Source organism: Paraperlucidibaca sp. (assembly GCF_982810325.1).
In genome coordinates this window covers 1-11,901 of sequence record NZ_CEYEMI010000031.1, presented here as the reverse complement: position 1 = coordinate 11,901, position 11,901 = coordinate 1, and the positions used below count along the sequence as shown (strand labels likewise).

14 protein-coding genes are annotated in these 11,901 nt (G+C 50.5%); 3 read left to right on the top strand and 11 right to left on the bottom strand.

Going from position 1 to position 11,901, the window contains the following annotated elements:
• From AC3DKE_RS09440 to AC3DKE_RS09415, 6 genes are all read right to left on the bottom strand, one after another.
• The coding region (locus tag AC3DKE_RS09440; protein WP_484217382.1) for a baeRF3 domain-containing protein at window positions 1-1,115 on the bottom strand (1,115 nt) is incomplete at its 3' end.
• A gap of 63 nt (window positions 1,116-1,178) precedes the next feature.
• Window positions 1,179-2,660, bottom strand: coding sequence for an NAD(P)H-hydrate dehydratase (locus AC3DKE_RS09435; RefSeq protein WP_340674913.1), 1,482 nt, complete (start codon window positions 2,658-2,660; stop codon window positions 1,179-1,181).
• A 37-nt stretch (window positions 2,661-2,697) separates the two neighbouring features.
• On the bottom strand, window positions 2,698-3,579 hold the full coding sequence (locus tag AC3DKE_RS09430; RefSeq protein WP_340674914.1) for an ADP-polyphosphate phosphotransferase: 882 nt from the start codon (window positions 3,577-3,579) through the stop codon (window positions 2,698-2,700).
• Between the two features lie 95 nt (window positions 3,580-3,674).
• Entirely contained in the window at window positions 3,675-4,073 is a 399-nt protein-coding gene (locus AC3DKE_RS09425) for a zinc ribbon-containing protein (protein WP_484217384.1), read from the bottom strand.
• A 235-nt stretch (window positions 4,074-4,308) separates the two neighbouring features.
• Window positions 4,309-4,680: a SpoIIAA family protein gene (locus AC3DKE_RS09420; RefSeq protein WP_340674916.1), complete on the bottom strand. Its 372-nt coding sequence runs from the start codon at window positions 4,678-4,680 to the stop codon at window positions 4,309-4,311.
• A 27-nt stretch (window positions 4,681-4,707) separates the two neighbouring features.
• Window positions 4,708-4,986 (bottom strand): hypothetical protein, encoded by a 279-nt coding sequence (locus AC3DKE_RS09415; protein ID WP_340674917.1) that lies wholly within the window; start codon window positions 4,984-4,986, stop codon window positions 4,708-4,710.
• 232 nt (window positions 4,987-5,218) lie between these two features.
• Between AC3DKE_RS09415 and AC3DKE_RS09410 the strand changes: the two genes are divergently transcribed.
• Window positions 5,219-6,001: a ferritin-like domain-containing protein gene (locus tag AC3DKE_RS09410; RefSeq protein WP_487990525.1), complete on the top strand. Its 783-nt coding sequence runs from the start codon at window positions 5,219-5,221 to the stop codon at window positions 5,999-6,001.
• Window positions 6,002-6,015: 14 nt separating this feature from the next.
• Here AC3DKE_RS09410 and AC3DKE_RS09405 read toward each other — a convergent pair whose 3' ends face one another.
• Window positions 6,016-6,750, bottom strand: a complete 735-nt coding sequence (locus AC3DKE_RS09405) for a Crp/Fnr family transcriptional regulator (protein ID WP_487990524.1) — start codon at window positions 6,748-6,750, stop codon at window positions 6,016-6,018.
• Between the two features lie 188 nt (window positions 6,751-6,938).
• Here AC3DKE_RS09405 and AC3DKE_RS09400 point away from each other — a divergent pair, with 188 nt between their 5' ends.
• Together AC3DKE_RS09400 and AC3DKE_RS09395 are read left to right on the top strand one after the other, a co-directional pair.
• The gene (locus AC3DKE_RS09400; RefSeq protein ID WP_487990523.1) at window positions 6,939-9,443 is read left to right on the top strand and encodes an acyl-CoA dehydrogenase; all 2,505 of its coding nucleotides are present in this window, start codon (window positions 6,939-6,941) and stop codon (window positions 9,441-9,443) included.
• A gap of 74 nt (window positions 9,444-9,517) precedes the next feature.
• Window positions 9,518-9,760 carry a DUF2789 family protein gene (locus tag AC3DKE_RS09395; protein ID WP_340674921.1) on the top strand — a complete coding sequence of 81 codons (243 nt, stop codon included), beginning with the start codon at window positions 9,518-9,520 and terminating at the stop codon, window positions 9,758-9,760.
• A gap of 54 nt (window positions 9,761-9,814) precedes the next feature.
• Here the strand turns inward: AC3DKE_RS09395 and AC3DKE_RS09390 are convergent, their stop codons facing one another.
• The 4 genes from AC3DKE_RS09390 to AC3DKE_RS09375 all read right to left on the bottom strand — a co-directional run.
• A complete protein-coding gene (locus tag AC3DKE_RS09390; RefSeq protein ID WP_340674922.1) occupies window positions 9,815-10,135 on the bottom strand; it encodes a YnfA family protein in 321 nt (106 codons plus the stop codon).
• An 85-nt stretch (window positions 10,136-10,220) separates the two neighbouring features.
• Window positions 10,221-10,472 carry a cation efflux transmembrane domain-containing protein gene (locus tag AC3DKE_RS09385; RefSeq protein ID WP_411730333.1) on the bottom strand — a complete coding sequence of 84 codons (252 nt, stop codon included), beginning with the start codon at window positions 10,470-10,472 and terminating at the stop codon, window positions 10,221-10,223.
• A gap of 96 nt (window positions 10,473-10,568) precedes the next feature.
• Window positions 10,569-11,456 carry a DMT family transporter gene (locus AC3DKE_RS09380; protein ID WP_487990522.1) on the bottom strand — a complete coding sequence of 296 codons (888 nt, stop codon included), beginning with the start codon at window positions 11,454-11,456 and terminating at the stop codon, window positions 10,569-10,571.
• Window positions 11,457-11,507: 51 nt separating this feature from the next.
• Window positions 11,508-11,901 (bottom strand): TetR family transcriptional regulator C-terminal domain-containing protein (locus AC3DKE_RS09375; RefSeq protein ID WP_487990521.1); only part of this gene is annotated, 394 nt, incomplete at its 5' end.

Genomic DNA, 11,901 nt, shown 5'->3' with positions numbered 1-11,901 from the left:
GGCATTCGCGCGGTTGGCAAGACACAGACTTCGCCACCCATCTTCTCAACAAGCTCGCCTAAGTCATCAAGTAAATCGTCTACGTCTGGATCATTTATTTCAGCAGTCCGGACTCGGCCCGTCGTCACATCAAGATGCCCTGCAATCTGACGGCCTGACTCAATCAAAAGCTTGGCAACCCTACCCTCAGCGGCGGCAGTGGCAACCTTGTTCAAATTGTCACTACCCAAGCCCTTGGACAGCGCTGTGGCAAAAGAGTCTGCTAAGGCTAGTTGGCGCGCCTGGTACTGTGGCTCCACGACCTCCCAAGCACGCTGCGCCAGCTCAGTAGTCGCCATACCTTCAGGGTTCGCATGCAAGCCAATGTCGAGTAAGTAAGGGTTGTGGCTGATCTCGCGAAATCTATGATGATGCTCAGGGAGCGCGGCCAAAATAAGCGGCAGACCGGAAGACTTGGAGTAATGCTCAAGCACCAAATGATCAACTCTACGAAAGAAGCGATCGGCTTCTACATCGAGGCTATCGCTCTTACCACCCTGCCCATGATGAACACCGGCACTTGCACCCCCTCCAGCATGTGAGAAGCTGGTCTGAGTGGGCTCGCCTTGCTCGGTGCCGAGAATATCGAGAATTGATCGCCCAACATCAGCGCTCGGTAGTAGCTCGTCAAGCGCATGACGATTTCCTTCGAAGATTTTGAATTGGCCGCGACTCAAGCTAAGAACTTGATAACGGTCCATCGACTGTAGAAAGCGGCGTAGTGGTTTGGTATGAAAACTATCCGCCACGATGGCCAACTCTGGCGGCTCGCGTTGCAGGCAAAATACTCGAAAAAACCCAGCCGAACCCAACACAGCCAATCCAGCCATTGTGTGGTTCCAAAAACTTTTGTCCTCACTCAAGGCTTCAAACGGCTGTAAGAGCATTTGTGTTTCGGCTGCTGAGTGCTTCAGTCGCAAGGAAGACTCAAGCTCCTTGAGGAGGTTACGAAAGCGGATGGGGTCTTGCTGATTGTTCGGACGCGATCGGTGCGTTGCTTGATATAGTGACAAACACGGTGGCGTGTGCGCCGCCGTTAATTCGGCCAATGCTTCAATCGTCAGTAGTGTCTTCATAGTTGCTCCTGAATGAGTAAGCTATATAGACACTGAAGCACGACCAATAGCCGCGTCTGTTCGCTAGAGCACTAACCGTGCATGAAGGCGCTGCAACACGATAGGCAATACCTCCGATAAGTCCTCAGCCACAAGGCCAATGCCAAACTCTGTGGCGGCGGCGCCATGCAACCACACTGCCGCTGCCGCGGCCAGAAATGGCTCCATGCCCTGCGTCATTAAGCCCAACACCAATCCGGCCAATACATCACCTGAGCCCGCTGTGGCCAGCGTCGGCGGCGCGTTAGTATTAATAATGGCACGCCCGTCAGGTGCGGCGATCACCGTATCGCTGCCCTTCAGTACGAGTATCGCCCCGCTACGCTTAGCTGCGTTACGAGCACGACTTAGCTTGTCGCCGGTGTCATCGAAGAGCCGCTTGAACTCCCCCTCGTGCGGCGTCAGTACGCAAGGCCCCGTGATGGAGCGCATCAGCTCATCCGGGTCATTTTTAAAGACTGACAATGCATCCGCGTCGAGAACTGTAGGCCGCCCCGTATTCAACATCGCCAATACACGCTCGCGGGTAGCATCGTTGAGACCTGCACCGGGGCCGATCAACAATCCTGAGTAACGCGCATCGGCCAGTAAACTATCGACATCAGCTAAGTCAGCGATTGGTGTCACCATCACACTGGTGAGCGCCGCTGCATAGACAGGCAAAGCATGCGGCTCCACTGCAATCGTGACCAGCCCTGCACCCACTCGCGCGGCAGCGCGGGCAGATAAACGTGCGGCACCCGTGCTGGGATAGCCACCGCAGATCAACGCATGACCGCGCGTGTACTTGTGGCCGTCGGGTTGCAGCATGGGCAATGCGTCTAGCCACAATGATGGATTGTTTTCGAAAGCGTCGGGAACGAGTGTGTCAAATACCGACATCGGCGTACCTATATCGGCAACAACTACCTCGCCGCAGAGCGCGCGGCCCGGCTGGAGCAAATGCCCAGGCTTTTTGCGAAAGAAAGTAACCGTGAGCGATGCTTGGACCGCACCTACGTTAGCGCCAGTATCGCCCATCAAGCCACTTGGCACGTCGATGGCAACTATCGTTAAGCCTAGCTCCGCCGCAGTTGCCAGTGTCTGGGTGATCGCAACATCAAGCGCACGGCTAAGACCAGCCCCAAAGATTGCGTCTACGACCAGTTCAGCACCGTCGAGCGCCTCCGGTGCCAGCTCTTCAACTGGACCTTGCCAGATCGCCGCATGCCGCGCCGCGTCACCACAAAGATGATCGCGCGGCACGAGAAGAGCCACTCTCACAGGCCAGCCAGCCTCAGCCAAACGTCGCGCAGCCACAAAACCATCACCGCCATTGTTGCCAGGACCACACAGCACTAGTACCGGTCGAGGCCTCCAACGCTGCAAGATAGTTTGCGCAACCGATCGACCGGCGCTCTCCATGAGCACGGCACCACTGATGCCAGACACAATCGTCAATCGATCCACTTGCGCCATTTGTGTGGTGGTAAGCAAGGCGGTATCAGTACTTAATCTATCGAGCATAAACTCCTATCCTTCAAGACAATCACTCCCAGCGAGCTTACTTTGCCAGCTCTTTTCGGATATCAAGTAATTCTCGCCGGCGCTGCGCACTGGCTTTGGGATAGCTCATTTTCAGAGACTCAAAGGTATCGAGCACAATGCGGGAAATAATCAGCCGTGCATTCTCTTTGTCATCCGCGGGTATCACATACCAAGGTGCGTTTTTAGTGCTAGTGGCACTCAAGCACTTCTCATAGGCCTTCATATACTGAGGCCAGAACTTGCGCTCAATGAGGTCAGCTTGGCTAAACTTCCAATTTTTTTCTGGCTCATCGATACGCTCCAAAAAACGCTTTCTCTGCTCCTCTTTCGACAGGTGTAAATAGAACTTAACAATGCGCGTGCCATTGCAGTGCAAATGCTGCTCAAGATGACGAATTGATCGATAGCGCTCATGCCATACGTCTTTACCTCGCTTCAAGGCGTCTGGCAGGCTCTCGCTACGCAAAATCTCTGGGTGCACGCGAGCAATCAGTACTTCTTCGTAATAGGAGCGGTTAAAGATACCGATGTGACCACGCTCGGGTAAGTTGCGCGTGCCGCGCCAAAGAAAGTCATGCTGCAACTCGGTAGCGCTCGGATGCTTAGAACTGAACACCTGACAGCCTTGAGGGTTAATGCCAGACATCACGTGGCGGATCGCTCCATCTTTTCCAGCAGCATCCATCGCCTGAAAAATCAGTAACACGGCATATTGATTTGAGGCGTAATGCATGTGCTGCTGTGCACTCAATTGCGCCACATGATTCTCGAGAATTTCTTTGTATTGCGACTTAGATCCATAGTACGGATCGACCCGAGTTGGCCAGTGCTTTAGCTTGACCTTGTCGCCTGCGTGGACGCGATAGTCCTTTGAGTGAATCGTGTCAGCCTGGGTCATCGCGCATTCTCCTGCACTTCATTCAGAATCATCTACTGAAAGCTATTCTACCGTCCATGATGCCAAGCATAGAAAACAGACCCAAATAGTCCAGCTCAATAACTTTTAGTGAAAGCCGTGCTAGCGCACTTCGGGCAGGGAGGCACATGCCCAGTAGTCTTCAGATACAGAGTTTGCTCGCATGCACTGCAAGTCAATGTACCCGATGAGGTCATCTCCCCTGTACTGTAGGTCAGCTGCTCACGTGACTTTTCACTCAGCTTACTCAGCGCCTCACTGCTTGCCTCTAGCACTCGTGTGATTGAAGACAGCGCACCTGCTGCCAATCGCGAAGGATTAAGCTTTATTTTGGCCTCTTCGCTCATATGCCTCATATCAGCAACGGTTTGATCCAAATCGCGCGATAGGAAGTGTTTCAACTCATCGCCTTGAGCTGTGGTGAACTCTCCAGCAGCAGTCAGCTGTTCACTCGCCTGATCAAGAGCAGTCGACATAGCCACACGCCCGCGCGTTGTACCAGCTAAGTAAATTTCGTTGAACTTTTGAGCGAACGCATCATATTTCCTGACTACCTCAGCTTTGCTCTGATTAAAAGTGCTCATATTGCATCTCCAAAGTTGCTCATGTGGAGATGACACACTGCGCGCTCAAATAAGATATGACAGTACGCTAGCGCACCAAGCTCTATATGAGGCTACTCATCATCACTGAAACATGCCCAACTACTGACTACTCGTCCAAGCCCATAACCCACTCTTTAGCTATATCAAGATCTGCAGCAGCGAAATGCCGAATGTCGGCCGACACAAAGTGCGATGCCAACTGCTTAGCTACACCGCCCAATACAGAGTCGGTCACGAGTGCGACTTTTTTAATGTGTTTATGGTGCTCTTTCACAAAACGCAGATGAGACATTAATGCGCCCAAGCCTTCCCAGCCCGGAAATATAGCTGCATCAATGATAAGCCCACGGAGTCCACCAACTCGTTCAATATATGGATCAATTTCGTTTGCCACTTGCACAAAATCATCTGCTGAGAGTGCTGCCTGTGGGTGTAAAAACAAAATGGAATGCTCTATATCAAGGGAATGTTCAATCATTGTGACCTCCTATTACGTCAGTTGAGCCTAACCTTCGCGCCACTCCTTATCGTTGCGGAAAATGCGTATGACTCGAGCATGCTGACGATCCCCATACTTCGCTAAATACGTATCCATACGAAATTCAGTCTCAATGCAGGACCAAGCCATTTCGGTGGTCGCAAAAGTCCTCAACAAACCTGCGGCATCAAGCACGTCGGTCCATATTCCATTTTCATCCTCATGCTGAATCTTAAACAATGAGCCTTCTGCACTGGCGCTTGTGTCGGTGTGTTCGGTCGAACCCCAATGGTGAGATACGTTCATAACTATCTCCGTGATTTGATAAGCGCGGGACATCGCGTTTTAGAAAAACTAACCCAGCACCAGGAACTTATCAGTTCGATAGCGTACAGACAGTAGTTGCTAATAAGGGCAGCCTGATTGGCATATAAAGCTTAGCGCACAGCATTATTTAAAGTTCATTTCTAAAAATATCAATGAGGCAGACACTATGTTTTTACTGTATTGGATCGGGTCAGTACTATTAATAGGAGGCATGATTTTAAGTGCCAACGCACTAAACTTAAGTCCAGGGTGGGTTGTTATTCCTGCACTAATAATTATTGGATTATTGATATGGAAACAAATAAATTCATCCAAGCCTAGTATAAATAGCATCTATAGGCGCATCCCTGACAAGTCAAATCACACACCCACAGTGATCCCGCTAGGGCAAGATGATTTAATACAAAGCTCAAAAGCTGGCCTGGTGGAAGGGAAAGTCAAAGCCACGCCATCTGCAGATGGATTAAGTGATGTTGAAACCTTGCGTAGTCGGGCTCAGCAAAACATCCAAGAAGGTGCGATCACAGAAAGCTATAACGCTGATAGATTCACAATCAACAAGCTGCTCAACGATGCCCTAGCTACCGAAACGGTTTGTGTGTTGCGCTACCGCCGTCATAATTTTATGGCACGTGGCATACATGCTAAGAGCATCGCAGCCGAGTTTTTGGCGCACTCAATAGAGGAACAAGGGCACGCTGATCAAATTGCCGAACGAATCGTACAGCTGGGTGGGGAGCCAGACTTTTCTCCTGACACACTAAGCCAACGCAGTCATGCCGAATATGCTTCGGGCAGCTCACTGACCGATATGATCAAAGAAAACCTTATCGCCGAGCGTATTGCCATCGATAGCTATCGTGAGTTTATTCAATACCTAGGCGACAAAGACTCGACGACCAGCCAGATACTAAAAAATATCTTAGCTGTCGAAGAGAAACATGCGGATGAGCTGGCCGACATGTTGACTGACATACCTGCGCCTACTAGTTGAGTTTATTCTTGCTGCTAAAGCGCAGAGCTTTGAAGTTGAGTCATATGAGGCAAGAGCCGATCTGTTTCTTTTTTAACGACTGCGTAGCATTCGCAACTCAGCTCTTCAAGTTTCGGCCGATCAAGCACAGTGATATGCCCTCGGCTGTACTCAATGACATTTAGTTTTTGCAGCTTGCCGGCGGCCTCCGTAACACCTTCTCGACGAACACCAAGCATGTTAGCTATTAGCTCCTGTGTCATAGTCAAATGATTGCTCGGCAAGCGATCTAACGACAGCAAGAGCCAGCGACATAACTGCTGATCAACTGAGTGATGGCGATTGCAGACTGCCGTTTGCGCCATCTGCGTAATCAACGATTGGGTATAGCGCAGCATCAATAGCAATAAATCGCCATGGCGATTGAATTCATCCTTAAGCAGCTGACTTTTAAGTCGATAGGCATGCCCGGCACTCTGCACAATGGCACGGCTGGGCGTACTTTCACCGCCCATAAATAAGGCAATACCGATCAGGCCCTCATTGCCAACAACGGATATTTCGGCAGAGGCTCCATTTTCCATGACATATAGTAAAGAGACGATGGCATCAGTCGGGAAGTAAACATTGTTCAGTTCATCACCAGACTCATAGAGCACTTTGCCCAACGGCAGTGGAACAAGCACTAGGTGCGGGAAAATTCGCTGTTGTACTTCAACAGGCAAAGCAGCCAAAAGATGGTTGTCTTCTGGCTCATGAACTTCGGGCATAAGATATCGTCTTGAAAAATGGCTACGAACCAATATAGGGGAAACCGCTCCCACAAATGGCAATATTAGGGGTATATGTCTAACACCTATGTGCGCTACCGAACATAGCGACAAAGTATTCATGTCGGTATCAAGTCGTGATCGATAGGTATAGGTTGATAGCTCCTAACATGCAATAAGGAGTCAACATGAGCGCGCTTTTACTAGTGATTGCCGCTGTCATATCACTCTATATAGGACTAAATCGCTGGCTTGCAGCCGTACTACTGCTGGCTGCCGCAGGGCTCGGCTGGGTACTCGATGCTGGGCATTGGCTAAATTTCGCCACCACCACTCTGGCACTGCTTGCAGCGCTAATACTTATCCCCTCACCGCTTCGCCGACATCTACTCAGCACCCCATTACTCGGCTGGGTGCGCGGGCGCTTACCGAAACTATCCGATACCGAAACTCAAGCCTTGGAGGCTGGTAGCGTCGATTGGGATGGCGAGCTCTTTTCTGGCCGGCCCGACTGGAATCACCTGCTTGAACTACCGCACCCCACGCTCACGCCTGAGGAGCGTGCCTTTCTCGATGGTCCAACGCAGACTCTCTGCGCCATGCTCGATGACTGGGAAATCACCCAAGAGCTCTATGACTTGCCGCAAGAGGCTTGGAGCTTCATTCGCAAAAATGGCTTTTTTGGCCTAGTCATCGACAAGGCTTATGGCGGCCTAGGCTTTTCCAATACCGCGCACTCTGAAATCGTCATGAAAATCGCTTCTCGCGGCGTCTCTGCTGCCGTCACTGTCATGGTGCCCAACTCATTAGGCCCAGGCGAGTTGATCACGCACTACGGCACCGAGACACAGAAAAACTACTACCTGCCGCGCTTGGCCAGCGGAGAAGAAATCCCCTGCTTTGCACTGACATCGCCAGTTGCCGGCTCTGATGCCGGCGCCATTCCTGACCACGGCGTTATCTGTCGTGGGCAATGGCAAGGCCAAGATGTGCTGGGCATGAAAGTCACCTTCAACAAGCGCTATATCACGCTTGCGCCAGTCGCCACGCTGATTGGTCTGGCCATCAAAGTCTATGACCCCGATAAACTACTCGCTGAAGATGCCGAGCTTGGCGTGACTTGCGTGATGATTCCTTGCGCTACCGAAGGCGTAAATCAAGGCGCTCGCCATTTGCCGATGAACACTGTGTTTATGAATGGCCCTGTTTGGGGAAGTGACGTATTTATTCCGCTCGAACAAGTCATCGGCGGTCCCGACATGATCGGCATGGGTTGGAAAATGCTACTCGAATGTCTGTCAATTGGACGCTCCATCTCGCTGCCAGCATTGGGCACCAGCGCCAGCAAAATGGCCTGCCTGACCACCGGCTCCTATGCCGCTGTACGCGAACAATTCGGGCGCTCCATTAGCGAGTTTGAAGGTGTGCAAGAAGCCATGGAACCGATGGCCGGCTACACCTATATGATGGATGCCGCGCGCGTGTTTACCTCGGGCATGTTGGATCGTGGCGTGAAACCGTCGGTACCGTCGGCGATTTTGAAATACCGTAATACCGACCTCATGCGCGATGTAGTTAACCATGCCATGGACGTGATAGCTGGTCGTGGCGTCATCTCCGGCCCGCGCAACTTTATGTCACGTATTTACTCAGCAATTCCCATCGCCATCACAGTAGAAGGCGCCAATATTCTCACCCGCAGCCTGATGATATTTGGCCAAGGCGCTATTCGCTGCCACCCCTATATTCTGAGCGAAATCGAAGCCGCCAATAACGAAGACACACAGGCTGGGATTAGCCAGTTCGATAGCGTTTTTTATGCCCACCTAGGCCATACCGGGCGTAATGTTGTGCGCTCGCTCGTGCTCGGCCTCAGTGGCGCACGCTTACAAGCAGTGCCCAGTAACGGCCAACTTCAACCTTACTACCGTCAGCTTTCGCGCTTCTCCTCGGTTTTCTCGGTAATGACCGATGTCAGCCTGCTCACATTAGGCGGTGCACTAAAGGCGCGACAACGCTTCACCGGTCGTATGGCAGATGCTTTGGTGCATCAGTACTACGCCTCAGCGACCATTAAGCAATGGCATGAAGAAGGCTATCCTGAGCATATGCGCGACATCGTCGAGTGGGGCTTACAGCGCTCGCTGTTTGATTTGCAAAGCGCGCTCTATGAAGCCATCCGCAACTACCCAGTGAAAGCTCTGCGCTGGCCGCTAATGATCATGGCCTTCCCACTCGGTCAGCGCCTGCAAGCACCTAGCGATGATCTCGGCGCACGCGTCGCAATGAGTATTGTGACTTGCGGGCCAACCAAGGAGCGTTTGGTCAGCGGCGTCTATATCGATGAAGACACTACTGACGCCGTGGGCCGCGTGATTAATGCCTTGCGCTTGGCACAGGAGACACGCCCCGCTCGCGATCGAATCAACAAAGCGATTCGTAAGGCCGGTGCCGCAGAGTTGCAAGACATTGAGCTGCTGCTTGGGCATCAGCAAGAAGAGTTATTGGACTGGGCTATCGAACACGATCTCATCAGCACTGATGAGCGTGCATTGGTCTCTGAGGCCATGGTGGCGATGTACGATGTGATTCGCGTCGACGCCTTCGATGCCGATGGCATTAAGGCATTGGCCGAATGCTCGAAAGACAAGCTGGTGCCGGTGGTACGACCTTCAGATGCGCCAATGACATAGGCCTAATCCGGTGGAAGGGTGCAATGTACGGCACATAGGTATAGCGTGGGAGGCCCAATAATGAAGGCATCACTATGCATCATGCACATCACCACATGAGCGAGCTATTCAAGCAACTCGGCCTGCCCAATACCGATGCGCAAATTCAAGAGTTTTTGAGTGCGCATCGACCATTACCGGCTAAACGCATAATCGCCGATGCGGAATTTTGGACAGATTCACAAGCCAGTTTTTTGCGTGAAGCCTTGGCTCAGGATTCAGATTGGTCTGTTATCGTTGATCAGCTTAGTCAAGCTTTACGCAGCGCTGGCACCTAAAATTAAGGCGTACAGGCATCCGAAGAGGCGCTAGTGTAGGTTGCCTACCGATTATCATGAGGTGCGTGGTGCAAGCATAATAATGGCCATACCGGTCAGTGCCACAGCCGAGCCGATAACATCCCACGATGTCGGTTTAATACCTTCAACTAGCCATAGCCAACCGATTGCCACAGCGATATATACGCCGCCATAAGCAGCATAAACTCGCCCTGCTGCTGTTGGGTGCAGAGTCAGCAACCATGCAAAAAGTACCAAAGATAAAGCGGCGGGCAATATTAACCACGCCGACTTTTCTTCTCTGAGCACGAGGTAAAGCAAATAACACCCAAGGATTTCTGCAATCGCTGTGGCCACAAACAAGCCCAAAGTCATGAACAAATTAGCCTCCAAGACGCCTGTAGAAATAGCCAGACAAGCTAGCCTCTATGATAGCTATACTGAGATGCCTATCAGCACCTTAAGCCTGTCGTAACTCAAGTAATGCACTACGCGATATCTGAATTGCCCCAGAGATGGCTAGAGCCGCCATCGCAAAAGCAACGATAACATCAGGCCAGGCACTAGCAGTAAACCACACCGCGCCTGCGGCACCCATAACTGCGACATTGCCAATGGCATCGTTACGGCTACAAAGCCATACCGACTGCATATTGCTATCGCCAGTACGATAGCGATACAACATCAGCGCAACACCAACATTGCTCAGCAGTGCCAGGAGTCCTACCTATCATTGCAGCAATCAGACATGTTGCCTCTCCTCGCCCCATCGCTCAATTAAACGACACATTACCGCTAAGTCGAATCTTCACAAGCAGCGAGTTAACTTATCAGTATCCTTTTTACTGCGACTACTTCCTAAAATAACCGCCAAAACTCCGCCAAGAATTAAAACGGATGCTTCTATCAAGTGCATAGTAATTATCTCATTGGAAAATACTAAACCTCCAAAAGCTGCAATTATTGGAACAAATAATTGAACTGCTGCTGCTTTAGTAATCGAAAGCCCGCCAATGGCGATATACCATAATAGATACCCCATCCCAGATGTTACTGCCCCAGATACAACTGCTAATAAAAATCCATTTGAAGATACATCGTAGCTCTCGAAGGTAAAATAAATAAAAAATAAAATAAGTGGGGATGTTCTGAGAAAGTTATATGCAGTATCTCGCAATGGATCGACCGAGCCTTTGCCTATCAGTGTGTATCCACTCCAAGCAGCGCCAGAAAAGGCCATCAATGCAAAACCCATGATGGATGGGGTTGTTAATCCAGGGAGTACTAGATATGCCAGTCCAGAAAAAGCAACAATCATACCTAGCCACTCATATAAACTTGGCCTACCACCAGAGATAATATTCATTATAGCCATGGTAATCTGGACAGATCCGAAAAGAATAAGCGCACCGGTTCCTGTATCTAAAGAAACATATCCGTACGAAAAGGCTACTGCATAAATAAACAACATGGCGGCACCGCGCCAGCTACCAACTGCCGAGCTTTCTGATTTTTTTCTTATGCAGAAAACAGCAACCATTAGCACAATAATCCCAGAAAACAGGCGAATAATGGTGAAGCTAGCAGGATCAATTGCACCTTCACCCAATGCCATTCGGCACAATATAGAGTTGCCAGCAAATGCAAGAAGCGCAAAAACAGTACACGCAATTATTTTGGCAGAATATATATTCATTGAAGATATACAAATATTTTATAAGCAACTTGAGTAGAAACTAGCAAAAATTTAGGCTGCATCAATTTCTACGCGATAGATATCAATCAAGCTGGCCATGTCGTCTGCTACAGCTGCAATCTGCTCTTTGCTTACGTTCCGCTCAGCAAATGCCCGTAATCCAATGATTTGCGTTTGCAACAGTCGAGCTAGCCTTGGACAATTCACCTCAGCTCGTAACTCTCCAATAGCTTTAGCTTCCTCAAGTACTTTGCAAAGCCTCTTTTCAAAAGCTGCAAGCATTGCCTGCACCCTGTCTCTTAATACGACATCTTCTGCATTAACCTCGAGCAAGGTCTTAATTAACATACATGCCTGCGCAGACGTATGGCCACTGCAGGGCTCGGCGAATGAGCGGAGATAGCACTTTAATCCCTCAATAATGCTCGATGACTCAGCGATGGCC